General features: G+C 44.6%; 22 protein-coding genes. 15 read left to right on the forward strand and 7 right to left on the reverse strand.

Annotation, left to right across the window (positions count from 1 at the left end):
• Positions 1-581 precede the first annotated feature (581 nt).
• Entirely contained in the window at positions 582-959 is a 378-nt protein-coding gene (locus P0M28_RS15095; protein ID WP_302210793.1) for a peptidylprolyl isomerase, read from the reverse strand.
• Positions 960-1,191: 232 nt separating this feature from the next.
• On the opposite strand from P0M28_RS15095, the gene P0M28_RS15100 reads away from it, so the two are divergent.
• The 4 genes from P0M28_RS15100 (at position 1,192) to P0M28_RS15115 (ending at position 7,716) form a co-directional block, all read left to right on the forward strand.
• A complete protein-coding gene (locus P0M28_RS15100) occupies positions 1,192-1,755 on the forward strand; it encodes an RNA polymerase sigma factor (RefSeq protein ID WP_302210794.1) in 564 nt (187 codons plus the stop codon).
• A 95-nt stretch (positions 1,756-1,850) separates the two neighbouring features.
• On the forward strand, positions 1,851-2,783 hold the full coding sequence (locus tag P0M28_RS15105; RefSeq protein WP_302210796.1) for a FecR family protein: 933 nt from the start codon (positions 1,851-1,853) through the stop codon (positions 2,781-2,783).
• A 29-nt stretch (positions 2,784-2,812) separates the two neighbouring features.
• Entirely contained in the window at positions 2,813-6,322 is a 3,510-nt protein-coding gene (locus P0M28_RS15110) for a SusC/RagA family TonB-linked outer membrane protein (RefSeq protein ID WP_302210798.1), read from the forward strand.
• Positions 6,323-6,333: 11 nt separating this feature from the next.
• Positions 6,334-7,716, forward strand: coding sequence for a RagB/SusD family nutrient uptake outer membrane protein (locus tag P0M28_RS15115; protein WP_302210799.1), 1,383 nt, complete (start codon positions 6,334-6,336; stop codon positions 7,714-7,716).
• 418 nt (positions 7,717-8,134) lie between these two features.
• Here the strand turns inward: P0M28_RS15115 and P0M28_RS15120 are convergent, their stop codons facing one another.
• Positions 8,135-9,049 carry an AraC family transcriptional regulator gene (locus tag P0M28_RS15120; RefSeq protein ID WP_302210800.1) on the reverse strand — a complete coding sequence of 305 codons (915 nt, stop codon included), beginning with the start codon at positions 9,047-9,049 and terminating at the stop codon, positions 8,135-8,137.
• Between the two features lie 231 nt (positions 9,050-9,280).
• Here P0M28_RS15120 and exaC point away from each other — a divergent pair, with 231 nt between their 5' ends.
• Positions 9,281-10,804, forward strand: coding sequence for an acetaldehyde dehydrogenase ExaC (gene exaC / locus P0M28_RS15125; RefSeq protein ID WP_302210801.1), 1,524 nt, complete (start codon positions 9,281-9,283; stop codon positions 10,802-10,804).
• A gap of 82 nt (positions 10,805-10,886) precedes the next feature.
• Positions 10,887-11,261 (forward strand): DUF779 domain-containing protein, encoded by a 375-nt coding sequence (locus P0M28_RS15130; protein ID WP_302210802.1) that lies wholly within the window; start codon positions 10,887-10,889, stop codon positions 11,259-11,261.
• Between the two features lie 313 nt (positions 11,262-11,574).
• Here P0M28_RS15130 and P0M28_RS15135 read toward each other — a convergent pair whose 3' ends face one another.
• From P0M28_RS15135 to P0M28_RS15155, 5 genes are all read right to left on the reverse strand, one after another.
• A complete protein-coding gene (locus P0M28_RS15135) occupies positions 11,575-12,105 on the reverse strand; it encodes a hypothetical protein (RefSeq protein WP_302210804.1) in 531 nt (176 codons plus the stop codon).
• Between the two features lie 15 nt (positions 12,106-12,120).
• The gene (locus P0M28_RS15140) at positions 12,121-14,034 is read right to left on the reverse strand and encodes a T9SS type A sorting domain-containing protein (protein WP_302210805.1); all 1,914 of its coding nucleotides are present in this window, start codon (positions 14,032-14,034) and stop codon (positions 12,121-12,123) included.
• Between the two features lie 568 nt (positions 14,035-14,602).
• On the reverse strand, positions 14,603-15,331 hold the full coding sequence (locus P0M28_RS15145; RefSeq protein WP_302210807.1) for a DUF3891 family protein: 729 nt from the start codon (positions 15,329-15,331) through the stop codon (positions 14,603-14,605).
• Positions 15,328-16,716, reverse strand: a complete 1,389-nt coding sequence (locus tag P0M28_RS15150; protein WP_302210808.1) for a mercuric reductase — start codon at positions 16,714-16,716, stop codon at positions 15,328-15,330. The genes P0M28_RS15145 and P0M28_RS15150 overlap by 4 nt, the downstream gene beginning before the upstream one ends.
• Before the next feature lie 187 nt (positions 16,717-16,903).
• Positions 16,904-18,106: a tetratricopeptide repeat protein gene (locus P0M28_RS15155; protein WP_302210810.1), complete on the reverse strand. Its 1,203-nt coding sequence runs from the start codon at positions 18,104-18,106 to the stop codon at positions 16,904-16,906.
• A 210-nt stretch (positions 18,107-18,316) separates the two neighbouring features.
• Between P0M28_RS15155 and P0M28_RS15160 the strand changes: the two genes are divergently transcribed.
• From P0M28_RS15160 to accC, 9 genes are all read left to right on the forward strand, one after another.
• Complete coding sequence (locus tag P0M28_RS15160) at positions 18,317-18,856, forward strand: YceD family protein (RefSeq protein WP_302210812.1); 540 nt, start codon at positions 18,317-18,319, stop codon at positions 18,854-18,856.
• 24 nt (positions 18,857-18,880) lie between these two features.
• The gene (gene rpmF / locus P0M28_RS15165; RefSeq protein WP_302210814.1) at positions 18,881-19,072 is read left to right on the forward strand and encodes a 50S ribosomal protein L32; all 192 of its coding nucleotides are present in this window, start codon (positions 18,881-18,883) and stop codon (positions 19,070-19,072) included.
• Between the two features lie 3 nt (positions 19,073-19,075).
• The gene (plsX, locus tag P0M28_RS15170) at positions 19,076-20,035 is read left to right on the forward strand and encodes a phosphate acyltransferase PlsX (protein WP_302210816.1); all 960 of its coding nucleotides are present in this window, start codon (positions 19,076-19,078) and stop codon (positions 20,033-20,035) included.
• 3 nt (positions 20,036-20,038) lie between these two features.
• Complete coding sequence (locus P0M28_RS15175; protein ID WP_302210818.1) at positions 20,039-21,037, forward strand: beta-ketoacyl-ACP synthase III; 999 nt, start codon at positions 20,039-20,041, stop codon at positions 21,035-21,037.
• Between the two features lie 62 nt (positions 21,038-21,099).
• On the forward strand, positions 21,100-21,663 hold the full coding sequence (efp, locus tag P0M28_RS15180; RefSeq protein WP_302210820.1) for an elongation factor P: 564 nt from the start codon (positions 21,100-21,102) through the stop codon (positions 21,661-21,663).
• Between the two features lie 5 nt (positions 21,664-21,668).
• Complete coding sequence (gene accB / locus P0M28_RS15185; protein WP_302210822.1) at positions 21,669-22,196, forward strand: acetyl-CoA carboxylase biotin carboxyl carrier protein; 528 nt, start codon at positions 21,669-21,671, stop codon at positions 22,194-22,196.
• Positions 22,197-22,376: 180 nt separating this feature from the next.
• Positions 22,377-22,781, forward strand: a complete 405-nt coding sequence (locus P0M28_RS15190; protein WP_302207802.1) for a helix-turn-helix domain-containing protein — start codon at positions 22,377-22,379, stop codon at positions 22,779-22,781.
• On the forward strand, positions 22,778-23,443 hold the full coding sequence (locus P0M28_RS15195) for an IS630 family transposase (RefSeq protein WP_302210902.1): 666 nt from the start codon (positions 22,778-22,780) through the stop codon (positions 23,441-23,443). The genes P0M28_RS15190 and P0M28_RS15195 overlap by 4 nt, the downstream gene beginning before the upstream one ends.
• 57 nt (positions 23,444-23,500) lie before the next feature.
• Positions 23,501-24,862, forward strand: coding sequence for an acetyl-CoA carboxylase biotin carboxylase subunit (gene accC / locus P0M28_RS15200; RefSeq protein ID WP_302210824.1), 1,362 nt, complete (start codon positions 23,501-23,503; stop codon positions 24,860-24,862).
• Positions 24,863-24,873 lie beyond the last annotated feature (11 nt).

Genomic DNA, 24,873 nt, shown 5'->3' on the forward strand with positions numbered 1-24,873 from the left:
GATAATGCAAAATCATGCTGCGTTTAGGATTCGGTTTCTATCATCAAAAGTAATAATTCTAGAATGTTGATCAGCGAAGGTGTAGGCTGATAGCGCAGCAAAGACATTGCATAAGTAGTTGATTGGTGCAGGTGCGGTTCCCCGCTGGAACGCGTATGTTCTAAATCAATAAGTCTAACACATCGGGTCTAGTACATTCTGACAGTAAAAGTATTTAAGTGTCTTTCTTCCGGAATGATGATAGGCAATCAGGGCAGTCATCATTTCACTGCGGGAAAAGCGTGAATGCCAATGTGGCTCTGCGATTCCTTCGTCGGCTAAACAGAGGCGTAACTCTTGGAGGAAATCGGCGGCTACTGTAGCGCGGTTTCTACGAAAATTTCGGTTAATTTTGTCGCCGTCAAGATTTGCATATTCTTTCTGTTGTACAGCAGAGATTTTATTCTATTGCAGACCTTGACTTTTTTGCGCTTCCAGACAACATAAAACCTTATTTATCAACCACTTCCTGAATAACTGACGTTAAGATACTAATTAATACGAAGATTAATCCGTAAGGCTTCGGGCAGATGCAGGAACTTTCAAGGCTTAATTAAGATGTGGCGAGAAGTAAACGTGGTCTCGTTTCTACCTAGTAGCTCGATCAAGTGGTAGCCAAACTTAGTCCGAAATGGCTCAGAGATTTTGCCAACTTCGAGGGCTAGGACGGTTGAATCGTACTCCGGTACAAATTGACCAAATTGAACGCGCCCCATTTCCCCACCAACAGACCCAGAACCTGGATCATCGGAGTATTTTCTGGCCAATTGATTAAAATCTGCGCCTTTAAGCAATCGTTTCCGTAGCTTTTTTGCTTGCTTTAGAGCTTTCTTCTCACTTTTTGGTAAGCTATTGGTGGTTTGAGCGAATGTGTTTACTGCGGTAAGCAAAAAAATTAATGAAGCGATTATTATTCTCATAGTGCAGGAAGATAATAAAGAGTTAGCCGAAATATCACTAAAGAGCTACAATATTTATTCGGTAGTTCAAAATATCTTTAAGTTACTTCGGTCGGTTTAACATCATCATTAGTCTAGAACATCATAGGCTGTCTATACTATATTTCCTAAAAAGAGATTAAAATATTTAGTGGTATTGCTTGCTTTTTAACAAAGTAGCAGGGAAATTACCATAACCTCAAATACTTTTGTAATGGTGTCCAGTGAGATCATGTTGTATCAGCGACTAGCTAAAGGAGATACCAAAGCTTTTACAAAAATATATCAACAATATTGGGAACAGCTGTACGCTTCGGCTCTTCACTTGACTAGCGACGAAGCAGTAGCGGAAGAAATAACCCAAGACATCTTTACGGAGCTGTGGCAAAAGCGATCTGACTTGCGTATTCGTACCTCGTTACGCTCGTATTTATTCGGAATACTAAAGCACAAAGTGTACAATCACTGGGACGCTCAGGCTGTTCGGTATCGGTACCGAAAGCGAATTTTGCCCGCCGAGCCTTGCTATACGACCGAAGAAGAAGTTGCCTACCATGAAACCTCCGACTTACTCGAGGAGGCGTTAGCGACACTGCCGCAGAAATCCCGCTCAATCTTCTTGCTAAGCCGACGGGAGAACCAGTCGCTAAAGGAAATTGCTTCACACATGAACCTCTCTACCAAAGCGGTAGAATATCACATTACCAAGGCGTTGCGACATTTACGCTTTCACTTGCGGGAAGTGCTCTTTGTAATGCTAGGTTGTTTTTTATCGTAACTGCTGCTATAGTCCGTAAAGTTTTTCAAAAAATTTAGTCAGCCGTTTAGGGAATTACGGGTGCTAGCTTACTCCTTAGTAAAGCACCATACTCTGTGAGCAATTCTTTACTGCGCCAACTAGTTGAGAAATACATAAGCGGACGGGCTACCAGAGCCGAGCAAGAGCAGCTCGAGCAGTATCTGGATAAACAGGCCCAAAACCCTCCGCAGCTAGATTATCTGTCAGAAAAGGAGAAGCGGCTGTTAGAAAAAAGGATACTGCAAAAAGTTCAGCGTAATATTCAGCCCACTCGGCCAGGAGCTTATCATACACAAAAACTAGCCCCTACTCTAGTAGCAGCATCAGTGCTGTTGGTGCTTTTAGTGGGCGGTTATTTTTGGCTAAGCCGCCCCTCTGCTTGGCAACAGTACCAAACCAACTACAACGAGACTTTACCGATTACATTACCCGACCAGTCGGTAGTTACTCTCAATGCCCACTCGCGCCTCTGGTACCGAACCTACTGGTCGGACTCGCTACGGGAAGTATGGGTTGAGGGCGAGGCTTTTTTTGATGTAAAACCCAATACTGAACTTCCGTTTGTGGTACACGCCCGAGAAGCGGACATTCGGGTGCTAGGAACTCAGTTTAATGTACACGACCGGCGAGGGACAACGGAAGTGGTGCTAAGCGAAGGGGCGGTTCAGTTAGAAACCGAAGCTCAGCGGTTGAGTCTGGCTCCCGGTGATTTAGTGGCGGTATCGGAGCAAAAGCCTATTGTACGCAAGCGGGTAGTGCCCGAACGGTATACTGCCTGGCGTAACCGACAGCTTGTCTTCGATGACGTGCCACTGGAAGAAATCGGTAAGCGCCTAGAAGATATTTACGGCTATCAAATCACCATCACTGATTTAACCCTGCATAAACGGCGGTTTACGGGTTCTGCACCTATGGATAGTGTAGAAGTGTTGCTTGAGAAGTTCCAATTCGTCTTTGGAGTTAGCATTCAGCAAGAAGGTCAGCGTATTCGTATCAGCTCAGAATAAACAATCATACAACACAAAAACTTTTTATTATGCCACCCAGATTTACGAAATTAGCGACTCTGTACTTGGGAATAATTCTCCTGGGCAGTCACCTCGCCTTCAGTCAATCGTTAGCTTTTTTTCAAAAAAGCACCGTAGCAAACACTAAAACGCAGCCATTAATTGAGGTGTTAACTGAGGTTGAGCACAAACATTCCGTGCGCTTCGACTACGAAAAATTAGCACTACAGGACAAGTATGTAGATGCAGAAATTTGGCAACAGTCCACTCAGGATGTGGAACAGGCTCTACAAACCCTACTTCCGCCACTGGGCCTCACCTACAAAAAGTACCCAGACAATACTTACGTAATCTACTCCCCTCCGGCCACAAAGAAAACACAGGTTACCCCTCTACCAAATCATCGGCCTGACACGAATGCATCAGTCTCTTTACCTACGCATCAGTCTGCAGTGAGGGCGGTAACGAATACGGTTTTCTCTCGAGCCAAAATTGACAAGGAAATTCGGGGTAAGGTTACCGATTTGGCTACTGACGAACCACTACCCGGAGTAAATGTTGTAGTAAAAGGTACGGTCATTGGCACCGTTACCGATGTTGATGGTAACTACGGCTTAGTTGTTCCCGACGATGCGGAAGTATTAGTATTTACTTATGTAGGGTTTGAGCGTGAAGAAATAGCTATCGGTAATCAGACAGTGATTGATGTGTCATTGGCTCCCGATCTTCAATCGCTGCAAGAGGTAGTCGTCGTAGGTTACGGCACCCAAGAAAAAAGTAGTATTACTGGTTCTATATCGTCTATCAAGGGGGAAAGTTTACGCCAAACGGTGGCGGCCCAACCGGATGCTATGCTACAGGGTAAAGTAGCAGGGGTACAAGTAGTACAGAATACCGGAGCACCGGGAGCGGAAGTGTTTTTACGGGTACGGGGTACCGCTTCGCTTCGGGCGGATACCCGTCCGCTGTATGTTATTGATGGCGTACCCATGAACAATATCAACCAAGCTAATTTCAGTGCCGGACAGCGAGCTTCAGCACTAGCTAACTTAAACCCGAACGATATTGAGTCAATTGAAATTTTGAAGGATGCTGCCGCTACAGCCATTTACGGTTCGCGAGGTTCAAACGGGGTAGTGCTAATTACTACGAAACGCGGTAGCGATGGTAAGGCTACTTTTTCATTTGATGGTTATCATGGCGTGCAGTCGGTCTGGAAAACGTTAGATCTACTCGATGGCCAAGGGTTCTCCAATACCTTACGCGAGGCTGTTGAAAATCGTAATGCTGTGGCGGGCTCTACCATCGCCGACCTGAGCGATGATGAGTATGTACAAGCCCTCACTGTCACTGGCGAGAATACCGACTGGCAAGACGAGGTATTTCGGCTCGCACCCATATCAAATTATAACCTTTCGGTAAGTGGTGGCGAAGGGCGGATACGATCGTTCGCCTCACTAGGAGTATTCAGCCAAGAGGGAATCATCATCGGGCAAGACTTTGATCGGATTACCGGGCGGTTGAACTTAGACTATCAAGCTACCGATAAGCTAAAAATCAATACCAGCATTACCTACAGTAATACCCAAAAGGATGAAGTAGCCAATGACTTTAGTAGTATATCGGTGCTGGGAAATGCCCTACTGAGCAATCCTAACCTTCCAGTTTACAACCCCGATGGTACCTACACTGTGGATCCGTTAGGACGAAATGGAGCGGAAAATCCGGTAATGTTGGCTAACGAGATTACGTTTGATAATCTACAGCGACGATTAATCGCCAACGTGCAGGCCGAGTACGAGATCATGCCCAACCTAACGTTTCGTTCTGTATTGGGTATCGACAATCTGAGCGAACGTATTGAGCGGTTCTTACCCAGTTTCATTCTCAGCACCGGGGGTTCAGCAGATGCTGAGGCTATTAACGCTCAAACCTCAACCTGGCTCAACGATAATACCCTTACGTACCAGAGAGAGATGGGCGAACATAACATTTCAGCCTTGGCTGGATTTGGAGTGCAACGTACCGACGAGTCGTTTCTGCGGGCGGGTGGACGAGTGGCTGGCTCCGATATTATTACCACTGTGGCCATTGCTAACCCTGACTTACCTCAGCATTATCTAACTGCTTGGAGTTTATTGTCGTACTTCGGCCGGGTAAACTATACATTCCGAGACCGCTACGTTTTAGAAGCAAGCTTCCGGGCTGATGGTTCGTCGCGTTTTGGGGAGAACAATCGCTTTGGCTACTTTCCCGCTATCTCAGGAGCTTGGCGAGCTATCGAAGAGCCGTTTTTACAGAATGTAGACTGGCTGAGTAACTTAAAAGTGCGAGCCGCGTACGGCATTACCGGTAACCAAGAAGGGTTAGATAACTTTGGTTCGCTTACCCGTTACGGAACGGGACGTAACTACGATGGTAATCCGGGTATCTCACAAGTAAACGTGCCTAACCCTGATTTAAGCTGGGAGTCTACCGAATCTATCAATCTCGGAGTAGATATTGGCTTGCTACAGGAACGTATTTCGCTGAGCGTAGATGCCTATAATCGTGATACCCGGGATTTGCTCTTTACCCGGCAACTACCTTGGACTTCTGGTTTCAGCTCATTAATCAACGAGAATGTGGGTAATATGCGTAACCAAGGAATAGAGCTAGCGCTCACCACGCGCAATTTTAATGGGGCTTTCCGGTGGACAACTGATTTCAACATCTCATTCAACCGCAACGAAATCACCTCACTGCCAAGTAATGGCGTGGCAGGTTCCGATTTTATATTTCAACTGCCGAGTGCTTACAGCGCGGAAGGGCCCTACAGCATTTACCGTGTGGGGCAGCCAATTGGTAGCTTCTACGGGTTCGAATATCAGGGAATATACCGTACCGACGAAGATGTGCCGGAAAACCTGCGCGACGATGGAGCTAACAACAACTTTGCCGGAGGCTTCCCTATTTTTCGTGATACCGATGGGAATGGAATATACCAGCGGGAGTTTGACCGGGTAATTATTGGTAACGCCTTGCCCTTACACACCGGGGGAATGACCAACACCTTTGGCTACAAGAATTTTGAGCTAAGCGTGGTTTTGAACTGGTCTTACGGTAACGATGTCTATAACATGACCCGGGCGGCGCTTACTAGTATGGCCGATGATTTTAATCAGTTGGCCGAAGTAGAAGGACGATGGCAGCAACCCGGCGACGAGGCAATCCATCCCATTGCCATGTACAGTGCCTCTTCGTTTCAAGGAATTTCTTTTTCAGATGCTTCTAGTCGCTATATTGAAGATGGCTCTTTCTTGCGGGTGCGTAACATAAGTTTAGGCTACTCGTTGGCTAATAGTCTGCTAGAAAATACCCCCATCAGTGCAGCTCGGGTGTACGTGACCGGGCAGAACCTGTTCACATTTACGAATTATTCTGGGCTTGACCCCGAAAGCCAAAATACCGGCGGTGGTCTTATTCCGACTCTAGGGGTAGATTATTTAACTCAACCCCAACCGCGCACGGTATTAGTCGGCGTAAACATTAGCTTCTAAACTCAACCATCATGAAAAATATTATGTATCGTATAAGCCTTATTTTCTTGTTGTTCGGTGGGATCACTGCCTGCGAGTTTCTAGAAATAGAACCCGTCAGTGAGATTACCTCAGCCAACTTCTTTCAAACCGAAGGAGATGCCGAAGCCGCTTTAATTGCCTGCTACGACGCTCTACAAAGTTTTACTTACGCTCGGGATATTATCATCGTTAGCGGGGTAGTATCCGACGAAGCGTTTGCCGCCCGAGGTGGAAACTACACCCGGCACGAGGGATTTGTCCACCACGGGAACCACGGGAATATCCGGCAGTTTTGGCAAGAGTCTTACGAGACCATTCAGCGGACGTTAGATGTAACTGAGCAAGTGCCTACTATAACCGACCCTGCTCTTACTCAAGCGGATAAAGACCGTATTGCGGGTGAAGCACTGTTCATTCGGGCATTATCCTATTTTAATCTAACCCGTTGGTTCGGAAGAATTCCAATAGTACCCCGCACCACCAAAAGTCCTGAGCAAGAGTTGCAGTTGTCTCGGAGTGAGGTGAGCGAGGTGCTGGCACTGGTGATTAGCGAACTTCAGCAAGCCGAAACTTTATTACCTGAAGAGAATGGGGACCGCTCCCGAGCTGAGCGAGGGGCCGCTCAAGCATTGCTGGCGCGGGTATATCTGTGGCGCAACAATCCTGGCGATTATGACCTTGCCCTCGCCGAGTGCGATAAAGTGTTAAATAACGATCGCTACCGCTTGATTGATGGCACTGATTACGCTTCCATGTTTGCGGTGGGTGAGCAAAATGCGGCTGAATCTATTTTTGAAATTTCATATCGTCCCGATCGCACTCAAGAAGGACATGCTTTGGATAGTGAGACCATTCCGGCGCAAGGAACTCGTTACCGGGTGCGCCCTGATACGGTTAGTACCCTGCGATTTACGGAAAATGATATTCGCCGCACGGTTTGCGTAGATAGCTTTGAGAACAATTACTATATCAAGAAGTATGAGTCGGGTCCCCCCGAGCTAAATACCAACCGTAATCTTCAAGATGCTAACATCATTGTGCTTCGTCTAGCCGATATTATCCTCATGAAAGCAGAATGCCTGAATGAGCTGGGGCGAACCGGAGAGGCAATACCACTAATCAACCAAATTCGTGAACGGGCTGGCCTTGCTCCTACCACTGCTGCTTCAGCTGATGCGGTGCGACAAGCCATTCTGGACGAACGCTTTTTGGAGCTATATTTTGAAGGGCAACGTTGGTTTGATTTGGTACGCACTGGTTTGGTAGACGATGTGATTGAAAATCTACCGGATATGGATAGAGTACTATGGCCGGTTCCTACCCGGGAAATTGATATTAACCCTAATTTACTACCGCAAAATTCTGGGTTTTAACCATATAGCTATTTGATGATTAGGGTGTACAACAATTTTGCAAAAAGTGAGGTATCCCCGGATGAGCGAATCGGACTGCCGACACAGCGAATTCCGGTGGACGCTACGCGGGGTCTCCTTCCTATGCTGTGGGAGATGCTGCGCCACGGTGGCCGGAATTCATTGGGCATCGGGCGCAAAGCCTCATCCGGTAAGGCAATACGCAAAATTATAGCACACCCAATAATTACCCTATTATTTAACCATTCGGTTTCTTTGTATTTTACGAAAATCGGATGGTTAAAATCACCCCTTTTTCTAATCGCACTTGCCTGGTTTCCTGTAACAAAGACAACTTTTGATCGAGGGTAAAAAGGTCGGCTAGTACAAAGAAACAGTTTTCGCAGCGGCTAAAACTCTGTACAGTGCGGTTTGCCTATTATCGGTTTGCCTGCGTGGCTCTATGCTGAAATTCGCCGGGAGATAGCTGTTTTTTTCGTTTGAATAAGCGGTTGAAGTAGGAGCGGTTCTCGAAACCACATTCTAGGTAGACTTCCTTAATTTTCCGGTGAGGGTCTCGTAGCATGTTAGCCGCCTGGTTAATACGTTCGTCGTTAACAAAATCAATGGGGGAAGCACCTACCTCATTTTTAAATACCCGGTAAAAGTGCGATTTGCTCATACACGCTTTCTCACTTAGTGTATCAATGCTTAGTGATTCATCCAGGTGATTGCGAATGTACTGAATAACGTAGGCGAGACGATTATTGCCCGACGCCTCATCTGCTGACTCGGTATAGGTCTTTTTAGTATTGGCCTGTAAAATCCGAATAATCAGCTCCTGGAGCATATTGTTGACGAAGAAGTCTTTGGCTGGGTGGTTTTCGGTGAACAAGAAAATCAATCGCTGCAAAATCTGGTAAATGCCTGCATCATTGGTAAAGTAGAAATTGTAATCCATCAAATTCCACTCCTGCTCATCAGCCTTCGGCATGGTTTCGTTCATCAGGGTTATGATTTCTCCTACGCGATCCTCAGCAATCGCGATAGCTAAACAACGGGTAGGGTCATTTTGCTGAGCTTCTGGAAAGTTAATTTGCATTATCTCCTTGGCAGGAAGAATAAGTGATTCACCCGGTAGGAAATCAAAAGGTTGATGGTCGCGCAGATGCATAATTTTTTTCCCCCGCAGCATACTGGCTAGTACCGGCTGGTCAAACTGTAAGTGAACCCGCTCAGCCTGCTGCTGGGTCTCAAACACGTGCAGGGCAGCCTGACCTAGTGTGTAGGTAGTCTGATTTTCTACTAGAGTTTCTAGCTTTCTTTTCTCAAAGAAGTGATTTGGTAACTGCATAATAGATAGGCAAGACTTTACTAACTAACAAATAATAGTACTTTATTTTTAGCAAATATGCAATTTGTTTAGATGAAATGATTTTAAGATTATCAAAATATTAGTTTTAAGAGAATTGTTCACGTGAATGATAGAATCCGTCAGCACTTTTCTCCTTCAATTCTTTAACTTGAGTACCCGATAAAAAATTTGATTTATTATCTGATTTCATAACCTAAAATCCCTACAACTATGAGTGATACGCTCACTACTACCCGCAGTCAGGTAGAAAAACCTAAGTTCAAAGATCAGTACGACAACTACATCGGTGGAAAATGGACACCTCCGATCAAAGGTCAGTACTTCGATAACGTTTCTCCAGTTGACGGTGCCAATTTTACCCGGATTCCCCGATCCACCAAAGAAGACGTAGATGCCGCGATTGACGCTGCTTGGGCGGCAGCTCCTGCCTGGAATAATTCTTCGGCCACTGAACGTAGCAACATGCTACTAAAGATTGCTGATGTGATGGAACAAAACCTGGAAGACTTGGCTCGAGCCGAAACCTGGGACAATGGAAAAGCCCTACGAGAAACCCGCGCGGCTGATTTACCCTTAGCAGTGGATCATTTTCGCTACTTTGCTGGAGTTATTCGGGCGGAAGAAGGTTCCGTAAGCGAACTGGATGCCAATACTGTCTGCATGAACGTTCTTGAGCCACTGGGTGTAGTAGGTCAGATTATTCCCTGGAACTTCCCTATTCTGATGGCTACCTGGAAGCTAGCTCCAGCCTTGGCGGCAGGAAACTGTGTGGTACTAAAGCCCGCTGAGCAAACCCCGGTAGGCATTCTAATTCTAATGGAATTGATTGAGGACATACTACCCGCTGGAGTACTCAATATCGTAAACGGATTTGGTGCCGAAGCCGGTAAGCCACTAGCCTCTAGCCCGCGCATTAACAAAGTAGCCTTTACCGGAGAGACGACTACTGGTCAGCTGATTATGCAATACGCGTCTAAGAATATCACTCCGGTTACCTTAGAACTGGGCGGGAAGTCGCCTAACATTTTCTTTGAGAACGTAATGGACGCTGACGATGAGTTCTTTGACAAGTGCTTGGAAGGTGCAGTAATGTTTGCCCTTAACCAAGGTGAGGTATGTACCTGTCCATCCCGACTACTGGTGCAGGAAAGCATCTACGACAAATTTATAGAGCGCGTGATTGAACGAACTGAAGCTATTCAACTAGGGCATCCACTTGATCCCGATACTATGATGGGTGCCCAAGCTTCTAACGATCAGTACGAGAAAATTCTCAACTACATCAACATTGGTAAAGAAGAAGGCTGCGAAGTATTGACCGGAGGCGAAGCCGCTTACAATGAAGGACTCGAGGGCGGCTACTATATTAAGCCTACCATCTTAAAAGGAAATAACAAAATGCGGGTATTCCAGGAGGAAATCTTCGGGCCAGTAGTTTGTGTAACCACTTTCAAAGATGAAGCCGAAGCGATTGAAATTGCCAACGATACGCTCTACGGCTTAGGCGCGGGAGTTTGGACGCGAGATATGCACCAAGCCTACCAAATTTCCCGAGCGGTAAAAGCCGGTCGGGTTTGGGTGAACAACTATCATAACTACCCAGCACACGCTCCGTTTGGTGGCTACAAAAAGTCAGGTATTGGTCGGGAAAATCATAAGATGATGCTGGCTCACTACCGCCAGACGAAGAATATGCTGATTTCTTACGATAAAAAAGCAATGGGCTTCTTCTAAACTAGGTTTTGGGGATTAGGGGTTAGGAATTAGAATAACCCGAAGCTTCTAATCCCCAATCCCAAAAACCCAATACCCAATAATGACTGAGCGCGTTACCGTTACCGAAAAGGCGAAAGAAACGATTGACCAACTGCGGGCAGAACACGGTGAGCTGATGTTCCACCAGAGTGGTGGCTGCTGCGATGGCTCGTCGCCCATGTGTTTTCCTGATGGTGAGCTTATGCTCAACGAAACTGACGTTTGGTTAGGCAAAATTCACGGCTGTGAATTTTACATGTCGCAAGATCAATTTGAGTACTGGAAACACACCCAGCTCACGGTAGATGTTACCCCAGGACGCGGCGCAAGTTTTTCGCTGGAGATTCCTCTAGGGCTTCGCTTCGTTATCAAATCCCGCCTATTTACCGAAGAAGAGCAAGAGCAGCTTCGGCCAATACAATTAGGGGTTAACTAGGCTTGAAGCACCAGTTCTTTACCGACACATTCGCAGTATTAAAAGCTTTATAAAGCTCCTGATCGTTTTTAAATGACAGCTGATTTAAATGGTAGATCTCTACTGATAAAGTAATTTCCTCATCATCTCACGGCTAATGACTTAGTGTATATACTGCATCTTCAACTGCGTAAATTTCAGCCATCTCACCCGATCCACGGCTGCGATTTTTATATGTCACAAGATCAGTTTGAGTACTATTTAAAAATGAAATCCCACATATCAGGTATAATTTCTACACCTGATATTTATGGTGCGAATTCGCGATTAATTTTCACTCTTCGATTTCTTTCTTAAAAGTGAAAATATAAGTGTTTTCATTAGGTGAATTAGATTGAGAGCCGTTGAATCTAACGAGCTCTAAAAATAAATCTTCATTGTCCTCAAAGTCAAACTCATCTACCAGTGCACCATTATAGTAAAATGTACTTTTGTAGAGTATAGAACAATCTCTCTCTCCTTGCGTAGTACCACACACTCTAATATGCTCCACTGAGTCTACATCACCTTCACGAAAGTCAAGCAAGTTAAACTCATGGAAGTCGAGAGGGCCAAAGATGACAGCTGAATCCGTCTCGATATAAGGAATATTTCCTAATAGAGTGAGTTGTGAATCAATATTCTTTACTAAAAATTGTAAAGAATCAGGGTTGTACATATTGCTACTTAAGAATATATCTTCACCAGTATCAATATTTTCAACAACAAAATAATCGAAGTATACCGCGGGTTCTCCCCCCGAGGAATCTTCATCCTGGCAGGCTGCCAGAAGGAAGATTCCCATCAAAAATGTTAGTACTTTCATAGCCATAACGTTTATCTACTCAATAAAGACTTTTTTCGTTAATACCGCTGATCCTAAACATATTCGCAAATAGTATAAACCTTCACTCAATGCGGACACGTCAATAGATTCTTTGCCATTCATACTCTCTTGTTCAGCTACTACTTGGCCTTGTTTGTCCATCAGTTCTATATGATACGTTCCTTTTTTGTTAAACGACAAGTTGATCTGCTGGTTACTAGGGTTGGGATATACCAACACATCAAGAACTTGATCAGAAGACTCCGTACGCATCGATTTGGTTGGAACATCCTGTTTCTGTTCTTCCTCAATGTATTCAAAAGAAATAGAATCGTCAGTTACTAGTGATGAATAACAGTTAGATCCGGAAGAGACGGAAACCCCCCTACCATTAGTGCCCGAACAGCTACCAAAATTGACATTTACACTTACATACCCCCCGCTGGAGCCATACGGCACGTAAATTTGTACATTTGATGAACCCTGCCCAGAATGTATTTGCAAATTACCCATGACCGACCAGGTGTAGCTACCTCCTGTAGCACTCGTGCTATAAGTCACATACTCACCCTCACATACGGTATAAGGGCCGTTCACTGCAATACTTGACAGTTGGTTACTGATACTCTTACTCACTGGAGGACGTCCACAACTTGGTGCAACGCGGATGGTACCCCTACTATTGCTGGAAGCCGTAATGGTTACGGTATGGTTACCCTGTCCTGAAATCGTCCACCCACTAGGTATTTCCCATTGATAATCAGATGCTCCCGAAGTAGCTGGTACTGAATAGGTTGCTGATTGATTAGGGCATAGTTTGGAAGGGCCACTAATAAAATAACCGGGGGAAGAAGTGGCAAATGATGGCAAAAAAAGCACCATCACGGCTGCTTGCTGGGGGGTAAAAGTAGAGCGACACGTATTACCATTTCCGAAAGAGTAAGACATGATATTTCCTTCATCAGGTTGCCAAGCAGCCCCCCACTTATCATTCCCTAAGGTACCATCATAATTACAACTACTAGGATTAAGTCTAATTACTTTATCATAAAATAAATTTGGATCAGCTGGGGTATCACAGAGGAAGTCTCCATTTACCTCGCACTTCTTCCAACCTGAAGTTTGGAGGCACCCAATACCTTGTTTTCTAGTTCTACTTACTGATTCTTGATAGCATTTACTACAGTCACGGTTTGAACTATTATTTGAACGTCCGCCATCATGCGTATGAAATAGTCCTAAGTTATGCCCTATTTCATGTGTAAGCGTATGATCGGAAGCACCAGACGATATAGCGCAACGATAGGGGTTGGACGAACTGGGTAATCTTGCTCGGCCACTTAGAGCAGTACCATCTATGATCATGCTGTTTACAAAATGTACTCGAAGTGTATTGGCAGGCCCCGGAAAGTCTACCATGTCGTCATAATCGTTGTCTGAACGGACATCATAGTAACTATTATTAGCACCCACTAGAACGCCACACTGTAAATATAAGGTAATAGGGACAGCGTTATCCTCAAAAAATTGGTTAACCTGATCTATCTCATTCTCAACTTGTGGTCCTGTGAAAGGTAGTGTGCCTGAAGAATTAGCCCATATATAAGCTTTGACCGGAATATAGTAATGCGATGACGATGAGAACGCTTTTGCTTGGGATGATTCAGGAAGTGACTTTTTGTAATCAGCATAAGACTGACCTACATTTGAGTTGTTAAGCTTTTGTAAGTAGTCCTTTTCAATTTCAAGGCCTTTCTCGATCGCTTCATCTATAAGATATTGCGCGTTTTTGTAGTAAGGTAATTTTTCAATTTGCTTTAATGTAGGGGACAACGTACCGCATTGAGGTGCTTTCTTCTGGATTTCTTGAGCAAAAGAAGAAAGTTGAAAAGCCATGAAAAGCCAGCAGAAAATACATGAAGTTTTCATAAAAGTTATAGGTTAAATAAGCGAAAAATAGACTTCTAACGAGAGCCGAGCATTCTCGTACCAAGAACGAAGCAGGGATGTTAGCAAAATTATATAGGCAATTCGGTAGCTATATTGCTTCGTAGTACTGGGGCAATAGATCGCTATTGCTGTATCATTTTCATTTTGTCAGATTTGTCAGAAAGTAGACTATTCGTTTGAAATTACGTATAGGACAGCACGCTTCATAGGACTGAAGTATCAAAAAATGACGGTAAGTCTACTAGTTGGTCTGGTAAGAATTATTGCCCGCGGGAAGGGAATTCATCCTATGCCTAATATAGTGATTAATGACAGAAAATGATACTACCAATTCTGGTAACTTGGTAAGTTTTTGAATAGAAGTTTCAATAAATTTTTATGCAACCTTTATCCCAGTTGCATAATAATGGATTAGTTATATGAAAACTTCCTTAAAGTAAATGTAAGGTTTCTCGAGATTTTGCACTTTTTATTTCCTTAATTATTAAGAAGCATTAACCCACTACCAAATCGCCGACTCAGGCTAGATGTCAACACGCCCTAGGGATTAACTAGCCCGAAAGCACCATTTTTTCACCGATACATCAGCGGTTTTAAGGGCTTTATAAAGTTCTTGATCGTTTTTGAATGCCAATTGATTTAGGTGGTAGACTTCTACTGATAAAGTAACTCCTTCATCTTCCCAGGGCCAGGGTTGAAGACCAAATAGATTGTTTTCTACTGCGTAAATCTTCGCCATCTCACCGGAAGGCAACGGGGTTACCTCCAAATGAAGACCATCCGGTGGAATTTGATCTTTGCAGAGCACTAACGATAGGGCATCACTAAAATACATGAGCTGATACGTATCCCGCGCTTGCTGAATAGGTACATCTAAGCCTCGCGCTAATTTTCGCTGGTAATTTTGTTGCTCATCTAAAAATGTATCTAGTTTCTTATCAGTGCCCCGCCACGATTCGTAGAGGGCAGTAGTATGCATTGAGGTAAGTAAAGCTATCCAGCGAGAGCGATACCGGGCATTATCTACCATCTGCTTGGCTTGGGCTATATCGGGTGGTTGCAGCATAAAATTAAGTGGAGCACCCGCATCAGTCAGGTGATTATCCCCTTCCCAATCTCGCTGCCCGTCGTCATGGTCAGCAATAGCGGCTATTAGCTCCGTCCAAGGTTCGGGGCGAGTCTCTACTTTCCAGTACATCGCAATTTGAGCGGCCAAAATAGCGTGCGCTCGCTGAAAAATAATATCCCAACCATATTCTGCCTGATTAACAATCATACTGCTTGACCAAACAAATTGTTCATGGCTTCCATGAGTGTAGGGTGGGCAATAGATGTGCCCGTTATTTGCTCGGCGGTGAGTTTACCCATCATAGCGAATAGCAGGGCTGAAGCCACTTCGCAGCCTTCCATCCCCAAGATAGACGCGCCTAGTAGGGTGCCATCTTGCTTGCTAACTAGCACCTTCATAAAGCCTTTGGTGTTTCCTACCTCCTGGGCCCGGGCCACTTTGCTCATAGGCATTTTTGCTACTTTATAATCTATGCCTTGTTCTTTAGCTTGTGCTTCATTTAATCCTACGCGTCCTAGTTGAGGGTCGGTAAAAACAGCGTAGGTCGGAATACGATCGTCTACGGAGCGAGTTCCGTTTTCAAATAAATTCTTCTTCAAGATTATATGATCGTCGTAGCTCACATTGGTAAATTGGAGGCCACCTTTTACATCGCCAATAGCGTAAATTCCTTCTATGGGCGTTTCTAGCGTATTATTTACCTGGATGTAACCTTTGTCGTCGGTTTTAATATCGGTATTTTCTAATCCCAGTTCTTCAGTATTGGGGGTGCGGCCTACCGCCAGTAGCACATGCGAGCAGCGAATATCTTCGGAAAACCCTTTCCCTTCGCCTACGAGAACAACTTCACTTCCCTCCCGCTTAATGCTTTTGATCTTACAGTTAGTGATAATGCTAAGTCCTTCTTCCTGTAAAATATTCTGCATCTCCTCTGATACATCTTCATCCTCATTCTCTAAAATTCGCCCACCACTATGGAAAACGGTTACTTTACTACCGAACCGATGAAACATTTGTCCAAACTCTAATCCGATGTATCCTCCACCAATTATAAATAGATGCTCGGGTACTTCATCAATTTCCATGATAGTTCGGTTATCGTACCAGTCTACTTGATCTAAACCATCAATAGGAGGCACCAGGGTTTTTGTGCCGGTATCAATAAAAATGCGTTCCGCTTGCAGAAGTTGTTCGCCGCCCTTGTTCAAATCTACTGCTACCGTCTTGTTATCAGTAAATCGGGCTTTGCCTTCAATAAGATCGAGATTTTCGGTACTGGTAAGATTATCGTACTGACTACTTCGGGAAGATTCTACCAGTTTATCTTTTCGGGCGATGACCTCTTTCATGTTTACGGAGACTTCGCCAGCATGAATTCCGTATTCCTTCGCCCGCCGGGCATCGAACGCCGACTTTGCTGAAGCCACCAATGTTTTGGTGGGAGTGCATCCGGTATTGAGACAGGTGCCGCCTACGTAGTTTTTTTCAATCAGAGCGGTATGTATTCCCTTTCCGGCCAAATAAGTAGCCAAGGGGTTACCACCCTGGCCTGAGCCGATAATAATAGCATCGTATTGTTTTGCCTGAGACATGTATGCAGAGTTTAGTTGAAAAAATTGCGCTGGCGTTATAACCCACTGGGTAGGCTTATGTTAATCTAAAAAGATTGAAAGCAGAAAAAAATCTGACAGAAAGGGTGCATTTTATTCATCAGATACTGCTTACTGATAAAAGTGCTGGGCTAAAAAACTGGATAGGTGGTTAGAGCAGAGTACTTACTCAATCGCCTCGTCGCATTGATTTCAAATTGTCGCGAGCTTTCTCGTGAGCCCGGCTACTGCGTTTTGCTTCCTTCTTTACCAGTTTGTAGTATTCTTTAGCTCGGGCGGGATTATCTTGCTTTTCGGCAATCTCACCCAAGTACAGCATAGAATAATGATAATAACCCGACTCGGTAGCATCAATCGACCGAGCGTATTCTATCGTTTTGTTATAGTATTTTTCTGCTTCGGTTAATTCAGTCCGCATCTGGTAGATTTGACCCAAAAAGAAGGCCGCGTATCGACCACTGGTAGCTTCGTAGCCTGTCATGCCACTATCAATTTTAGCAATAATATCTAATGATACCCGCTCAGCGTCGCGGTGCTTACCCCGACTGTAGAGCTGGCGAGCGTAGTAGCGATGAAAATACGCATTGTCGGGAAAGGTTTTGTGCAGATATTCAGCAATGCGAAAAGCTTCTCTTGGATCATTTTGTTCCTCGGATAAGATTCGCATCAAAAAGTACTGAGCCTCCGTGCGGGTATAAAAAGCATTGTTGGCTACTGTTTTTAGTTGCTTAATTCCTAAACTCTTATCGCCGTTCGGGAAAAATATCATCAGTGGGCGTAAGATCGGATAGTTGTCTTTAATCCACTCAGCATAGTAATTATAAAGGGCATCTCCGAAAAGCAGTTCTGGGCTAAAATCTTCCTTCCCCTTACAAATCTCCAAATACTTTAGTGACAACCTTCCGTCGCTCGCTGCTTTTGTAAAATCGCGACGTTCGGAGTGAAGGCGACCTTTAAAAGCATGAGCCGCTGCCAGGAAAAAAGCGGCTTCGGGGTCTTCTTCGTCTTGGTCAAACATTTGTTCGGCTAGTACGGTAGCCGTGTCCATATAGGCTAAGCAGCGATCATCGTATTTGGTTTCGTGCGGGTTAGGCACAATCTTCCACCACTGGCTCAGACCCAGTAGAAAGTACGGGAGCGGATGGTTGGGGTGGTCTTGCTTAATCCAGCGAAACTGCCGTTCAGCCCGGGCAAACTTAAAGTTGTACATGTCGTTTACTGCCTGGGTCGTCTCAATCTGCATGTTCATATCCAGCAGCAGCGGTTGTTTTTGTTGGGCGATTTCTGGGGCCTGCGCCTGCCCATACACAGTTAGTCCACCACCGAATCCCAATACCAACACAAGCAACCAAAGAACTCGTAAGCTATTCATAAGCGCATTTACTCTAAAAGTACTAACAAAAGTTGTCAGTAAATATTTCATTCCAACAGAAAATTATGAGTTTGGAGGTAGTAAATGTAATTTTTTTCAAAAAAATTTGTTTACTACTGCGGTACACCCAAGAAAGTGGAATTCAGTTTAATCGCTTTCTTTTATTAGAATTATATACTTAAATTTGCAGACTTAACAAAAAGGGGGGTAATGATGGAAGATTTTACCCGGTTTGATATTAATATATATTCACTATCAGACAAGGTTTACACGTACGAATATCACTTGCAAGATGCTTTCTTTCATTTGTTTGATAATAAGTTGGTTGAGCGAGGAGACCTTAGAGTAGCAGTAGTTTTAGATAAGCAGCCTACGCTAATTACGGCAAACTTCCGCATTAATGGTACTGTGCAGTTAGAGTGCGACCGTAGTTTAGAACCTTTCGACCATCCGTTGGCGATTGAGAAGATGATTATCTACCAGTATGGCGAGGCAGAAGAAGAAGTTTCTGAAGATATTTATACAATCACTACCGGAACTCAACACATTAATATTGCTCATTTGCTGTACGAGTTTATTGGGTTAGCGTTACCCATGAAGCGACTGCACCCTTCGCTAGCTAAAGAAGAGGACCCTTGGGTAGAGGGTGAAATTATATTTAGCTCGGCAGCTGAAAAAGCTAATCAAGAAAATTCTGAAGAGGAAGTCGATCCTCGCTGGCAGATATTACGTAATTTGAAAAATCAGTAGAAATTTGTAAAAACAAAAAATAGTATGGCACATCCCAAACGGAAGATTTCCAAATCAAGAAGAGATAAACGAAGAACCCACCTAGGTCTTACCCCCCGAAACATTGCAATTGACCCGACTACGGGCGAGCCTCATCTATTTCACCGAGCCCACTGGTACGAAGGTAAGCTTTACTACCGGGGCAAAGTAGTAATGGAGAAGGAAGACGTAGCGTAATTTATGAGGATTGCGCTTGATGCAATGGGTGGCGACTCTGCACCCGAAACCTGTCTGGAAGGAGCTGCTCTCGCTATCCGCGAATTTTCTCAAGACGATTGCTTGGTATTAGTCGGGCAGCAAGAAATCATAAAAGAACATCTGGCTCAGCACGAATTTCCCGAAGCAATGATAGAGGTTGTTCATGCCGATGAGGTAATCGGTATGCACGAGCACCCTACCAAAGCATTTAGCCAGAAAAAGAAATCGAGTATCAGCATTGGTTTTCATCTTTTAAAAGAAGAGAAAATTGATGCTTTTTGCAGTGCGGGCAATACCGGGGCTATGTCAGTGGGGGCTATGTTCTCGGTAAAGCCCTGCGAAGGTGTGATTCGACCGGCACTGGTAGGGTTTGCCCCCCGCGAAGATGGCAGCTTCGGAGTACTGATTGATGTAGGAGCCAATGCCGATGTGAAGCCCGAAATTTTGGTGCAGTTTGGCGAAATTGGTTCGCTCTACGCTCAGTACGTTTTTGGCATCAATCAACCGAAGGTAGGCTTACTCAATTTGGGTGAAGAGGAGCAGAAAGGCACCGTGGTTACCCAAGCTGCGTATCAACTATTCAAAGAGAAAAATCAGATTCATTTCATTGGTAATATCGAGGGGCGAGATATTTTTCGCGATAAGGCCGACGTAATGGTCTGCAATGGCTACGTAGGTAATGTTGTGCTGAAAATGGCCGAATCTATCTACGACTTGTTAAAGCGCCGCAACTACCACGATCCATTTTTTGATAATTTAAATTATGAGGCCATCGGCGGAAGCCCTATTCTAGGCATAAATGGCAACGTAGTAATCGGACACGGCTCTTCTAGCGCACTGGCCATAAAAAATATGATTATGCAAGCCTTCAACATGGCGAAGTCAGACATACATCATAAAATCCGAACTGCTTTTCAGGATCAGCTTTCTGATAAAAAATAACGTATGAGTACACGCAAAGCCGTAATTACGGGAGTCGGCGGATATGTTCCGAAAGACGTTCTATCCAACCATGATATTGAAAAAATGGTGGATACTTCTGATGAATGGATTGTAACCCGCACTGGTATTAAAGAACGCCGTATTTTGCGGGGAAAAGACCAGGGAACATCCGTGATGGGCACAGAAGCAGCAAAAGAGGTGTTGAGAAAAACGGATACTGATCCGGCAGAGGTTGAACTGATTATTTGCGCGACTACTACCCCCGATATGATTTTTCCGGCTACGGCCAATCTCATTGCCGATAAAATAGGAGCAATCAACTCGTTCGGTTACGATTTGCAGGCTGCCTGTTCAGGGTTTTTATACGCGCTAACTACCGCTACGCAATTTATAGAGGCGGGAAAGTATCAAAAAGTATTGGTGGTTGGAGCCGATAAGATGTCGTCGATCATTAACTACGAAGATCGAGCCACCTGCATCATCTTCGGTGACGGAGCTGGAGCGGTGATGCTGGAGGCTACCGAAGAACCTTATGGTGTCATCGATTCTATTCTTCGATCCGACGGGTCGGGTGCCCAGCATTTACACCTGAAAGCCGGAGGAAGTCGCCGCCCCGCTACTATTGAAACGGTTATGGCGAAAGAGCATTTCGTGTACCAAGAGGGAGGGGCAGTGTTTAAATACGCTGTAAAACACATGGCCAATGTAGCAGCAACCATCATGGAACGTAACCAGCTCTCATCAGAGAATGTAGCTTGGCTAGTACCTCATCAAGCTAACAAACGTATTATTGACGCTACTGCTAATCGGATGGGACTAGACCAAGAACGGGTGATGTACACCATCCATAAATACGGTAATACCACCAGTGCTACCATACCGCTCAACCTGTGGGAATATGAGTCGCAACTAAAGCAAGGGGATAACTTAGTGTTGGCTGCCTTTGGCGGCGGATTTACCTGGGGAGCTACTTACCTAAAGTGGGGTTACAATGGAAGCTAAGGTTTATCAAACCTTTTGATTAATTTTTTACTTATTTACTAACACATAACCGATAATCCTATATGGCAACCACCGCAGATTTTCGCAATGGCCTCTGCATTGAGTATAATAATGACCTTTACACCATTGTTGAATTTCAGCACGTGAAGCCCGGAAAAGGTCCCGCTTTTGTGCGGACAAAACTCAAAAGCATCCGTACTGGCAAAGTATTGGAGAATACCTTCAACTCGGGAGTAAAAGTTACTACCGCACGTATTGAACGCCGTCCTCACCAATTTATCTACAAAGATGATATGGGATACCACTTTATGGACAGCAATACCTTTGAGCAGATAGTGATTCAAGAAGAACTAATTGATGCCCCGGAATTTATCTCCGATGGGCAGGAGGTGGATGTAATTGTTCACGACGAGACCGAAACCATACTAGGCTGCGAACTGCCCCCTTTTGTAGAGCTAACCATTACCTACACTGAGCCAGGTGTAAAAGGCGACACCGCTACTAATGCTACTAAGCCTGCCGAATTAGAAACTGGGGCTACTATTCAAGTGCCGCTGTTTATCAACCAAGACGAAAAAATAAAAGTAGATACACGTACTAAATCCTATTCTGAACGGGTAAAATAACCACCATGAAAATCAGTGAAATTCGCAACCTTCTCGACTTTATTGCCAAGGCTGGTTTAGATGAAGTAGAGCTAGAAACCGACGACATTAAGTTAAAAATCAAGAAAAATAGTTCGCCGGAGGTTCACCAAAGTATCATTCATTCTCCGGGCGTTCCTTCCATGCCCAGCGATGCTACCGGATTAGTGGCGATCCCTTCCCAACCAACTTCACCTTCAGCCACTACGCCAAGTTCTACTTCTCCCTCAGAAGAAGAGATAAAAGAATCAACGGGGTCAGAAGACAAGAGCAATTACGTTGCAATTAAGTCTCCCATGATTGGTACTTTCTACAAGTCACCCAATCCTGAGTCGGGTCCTTTTGTGCAGGTAGGAGATAGAATTTCTAAAGGACAGGCGGTCTGTATTATTGAGGCTATGAAGTTATTTAATGAAATTGAAGCCGAACAAGCCGGCACTATCGTAGAGGTGCTAGTAGAAGATTCATCTCCGGTTGAGTTCGATCAGCCACTATTTTTGATTGATCCGGCCTAACAATATTGTGTTTTAGTGTTAGAGTGCGCTAGTGATATTACTGAACTTTGCGCTAAGTAACAAAACATTAGTACACTGTGTAAAAAGTGATTATACATTTATATATTGCCTTCAAAAAGGGAGATGAAAAAGGATCACTTAAGATTATCAGATTCAGACAGAGACTACCTACAAACCCTTTTGTCAAAAGGTAGTCTGAAAGTACGTAAGCAAAAGCGGGCCTTGGCTTTATTGGAACTGGATAAGCATAAGACCTATCAGGAAGTCTCTCAGCTAGTTGAGGTAAGTTACGTAACCCTATCAGGGTGGGCAAAGAAATATAAAGCTGGTGGATTGACTTTTTTAGATGATCAACCGCGTTCAGGTCGTCCGGTAGGGTTGAGTGGTGAGGATCGGGCAAAGATCACCGCTCTTGCCTGTAGTACTCCCCCGGAAGGGTATGCCCGGTGGAGTCTGCGCCTGTTAGCTGATAAGGCGGTCGAGCTAGAGATTGTTGAGGCTATTTCCTTTAAACAGGTGGGCATTCTTTTAAAAAAAATGAGCTACAACCCCACCGGAAAAGACAGTGGTGTATTGGAAGAATAACGGCCGAGTTTATCGCCCGATTGGAAATAATCCTGCGGCTCTATGTACTGCCTTACGATGAGCAATACCCTGTTATCTGTTTTGATGAGCGGCCTTGCTTTTTGATTGGCGATACTGTTGAGGGGTTGGACATGCAAGCAGGACAAGTGGCCAAAGAGAACTATGCTTACAGCAAGCACGGGTCTTGCTGTGTATTGGCCGCTATAGAGCCGTTAACTGGGCAACGATTTGCCCACATTAGAGTCAAGAGAAGGAAACAAGAATTTGCCCTTTTCATGCAAGAACTCGTTCAGCACTATCCAAAAGCAAAGCGCTTACGGATTGTGTTAGATAATTTGAACACCCATGGCTACCATTCATTCTATGAAGTCTTTGATGCAGAAACGGCTGCGTTGCTAACACAAAAAGTTGAATTTATTTTTACGCCTAAAAATGCATCATGGCTGAATATGATAGAAATAGAATTTTCTGTGTTATCCAGGCAATGTTTGAACCGACGCATTCCTTGTATCAAAAAACTGGAAAAACAGGTGTTAACTTTTTTCAAAGAACGTTCTGGAAAGGGTATTAAAATTAATTGGCAATTTACCCAAGAGCAGGCTCGGCAAAAGTTGAATAGAAGATATTCCGAAGTGAATGCTAGTAATACGAAATATAAGTAAATCTTTTACACAGTGTAATTAGTACCCTAACACTAAAACACTTTAACACTCTACTGCATGTTTAAAAAAATTCTTATTGCCAACCGAGGTGAAATTGCACTACGGGTTATTCGCAGTTGTCGCGAAATGGGTATTAGCACGGTAGCAGTATATTCTACTGCTGATAAAGATAGCTTGCACGTACGCTTTGCCGACGAGGCTGTTTGCATTGGTCCCCCTGCTAGTGGTTCTTCTTACCTAAGTATCCCTAATCTTATTGCTGCGGCTGAAATAACCAATGCCGACGCCATTCACCCGGGCTACGGTTTTCTATCGGAGAATGCAGAGTTCTCTCGAGTATGCGAGGAGTACGGCATCAAATTTATTGGTGCTTCTCCCAAAATGATTGGTAAGATGGGAGACAAAGCTACCGCTAAAGCCACCATGCAAGAAGCTGGGGTACCTACCGTCCCTGGTTCAGACGGATTGCTGGACAGTATTGAGCAAGGACTCAAGATTGCCGATGAAATTGGCTATCCGGTTATATTGAAAGCTACCGCGGGTGGTGGAGGAAAAGGAATGCGGATTGTTCAGGGTAAGAGTGGATTTAAAAAGGCGTGGGATGATGCCCGCCGTGAATCGGGCGCCTCGTTCGGTAACGATGCACTCTATCTAGAGAAATTTGTAGAAGAACCTCGCCACATTGAGATTCAGATTGTGGGCGATCAGCGAGGTAGAGCCTGTCACCTTTCGGAGCGAGATTGTTCTATTCAGCGTCGTCATCAGAAGCTACTGGAGGAAACCCCTTCGCCTTTCATGACCGATGAGCTACGACAGAAAATGGGACAAGCGGCCATTAAAGGAGCGGAAGCTATCGGCTACGAAGGGGCCGGAACCATTGAATTTCTGGTAGACAAGCACCGGAACTTCTACTTTATGGAGATGAATACCCGTATTCAAGTAGAGCATCCTATTACGGAAGAGGTAACTAGCTTTGATCTAATTAAGGAGCAAATTAAGGTGGCGGCGGGTATCGAGCTTTCGGGTAAGAATTATTACCCCATGCTACACGCCATTGAATGCCGAATTAATGCTGAAGACCCAGCAAATGGTTTTCGGCCTAGCCCCGGTAGAATTACCAACCTACACATGCCCGGTGGACACGGAGTGCGGATCGATAGCCATATTTACGCCGGCTACAGCATCCCTCCCAATTACGATTCTATGATCGCCAAGGTGATTGTTAGCGGTCAGACCCGCTTAGAGGCCATTACCCGCATGAAGCGAGCGTTGAGTGAATTTGTGATTGAAGGCATTAAAACCACCATTCCGTTCCACATAAAACTGATGGATGACCCTCAGTTTCAGGAAGGCAACTTCACGACTGCCTTTATGAATACTTTTGATTTATCGGACATAAAGGAGTACGAGATAATTTAATGAGTAATGAT

Origin of the sequence: Tunicatimonas pelagia (assembly GCF_030506325.1) — a bacterium.
GTDB lineage: Bacteria > Bacteroidota > Bacteroidia > Cytophagales > Cyclobacteriaceae > Tunicatimonas > Tunicatimonas pelagia.

Excerpts from the sequence above, each read along its gene's own strand:
- P0M28_RS15095 (WP_302210793.1), bottom strand. The coding sequence starts at position 959 with ATGAGAATAATAATCGCTTCATTAATTTTTTTGCTTACCGCAGTAAAC.
- P0M28_RS15100 (WP_302210794.1), top strand. The coding sequence starts at position 1,192 with ATGGTGTCCAGTGAGATCATGTTGTATCAGCGACTAGCTAAAGGAGAT.
- P0M28_RS15110 (WP_302210798.1), top strand. The coding sequence starts at position 2,813 with ATGCCACCCAGATTTACGAAATTAGCGACTCTGTACTTGGGAATAATT.
- P0M28_RS15115 (WP_302210799.1), top strand. The coding sequence starts at position 6,334 with ATGAAAAATATTATGTATCGTATAAGCCTTATTTTCTTGTTGTTCGGT.
- P0M28_RS15120 (WP_302210800.1), bottom strand. The coding sequence starts at position 9,049 with ATGCAGTTACCAAATCACTTCTTTGAGAAAAGAAAGCTAGAAACTCTA.
- exaC (WP_302210801.1), top strand. The coding sequence starts at position 9,281 with ATGAGTGATACGCTCACTACTACCCGCAGTCAGGTAGAAAAACCTAAG.
- P0M28_RS15130 (WP_302210802.1), top strand. The coding sequence starts at position 10,887 with ATGACTGAGCGCGTTACCGTTACCGAAAAGGCGAAAGAAACGATTGAC.
- P0M28_RS15135 (WP_302210804.1), bottom strand. The coding sequence starts at position 12,105 with ATGAAAGTACTAACATTTTTGATGGGAATCTTCCTTCTGGCAGCCTGC.
- P0M28_RS15140 (WP_302210805.1), bottom strand. The coding sequence starts at position 14,034 with ATGAAAACTTCATGTATTTTCTGCTGGCTTTTCATGGCTTTTCAACTT.
- P0M28_RS15145 (WP_302210807.1), bottom strand. The coding sequence starts at position 15,331 with ATGATTGTTAATCAGGCAGAATATGGTTGGGATATTATTTTTCAGCGA.
- P0M28_RS15150 (WP_302210808.1), bottom strand. The coding sequence starts at position 16,716 with ATGTCTCAGGCAAAACAATACGATGCTATTATTATCGGCTCAGGCCAG.
- P0M28_RS15155 (WP_302210810.1), bottom strand. The coding sequence starts at position 18,106 with ATGAATAGCTTACGAGTTCTTTGGTTGCTTGTGTTGGTATTGGGATTC.
- P0M28_RS15160 (WP_302210812.1), top strand. The coding sequence starts at position 18,317 with ATGATGGAAGATTTTACCCGGTTTGATATTAATATATATTCACTATCA.
- rpmF (WP_302210814.1), top strand. The coding sequence starts at position 18,881 with ATGGCACATCCCAAACGGAAGATTTCCAAATCAAGAAGAGATAAACGA.
- plsX (WP_302210816.1), top strand. The coding sequence starts at position 19,076 with ATGAGGATTGCGCTTGATGCAATGGGTGGCGACTCTGCACCCGAAACC.
- P0M28_RS15175 (WP_302210818.1), top strand. The coding sequence starts at position 20,039 with ATGAGTACACGCAAAGCCGTAATTACGGGAGTCGGCGGATATGTTCCG.
- efp (WP_302210820.1), top strand. The coding sequence starts at position 21,100 with ATGGCAACCACCGCAGATTTTCGCAATGGCCTCTGCATTGAGTATAAT.
- accB (WP_302210822.1), top strand. The coding sequence starts at position 21,669 with ATGAAAATCAGTGAAATTCGCAACCTTCTCGACTTTATTGCCAAGGCT.
- accC (WP_302210824.1), top strand. The coding sequence starts at position 23,501 with ATGTTTAAAAAAATTCTTATTGCCAACCGAGGTGAAATTGCACTACGG.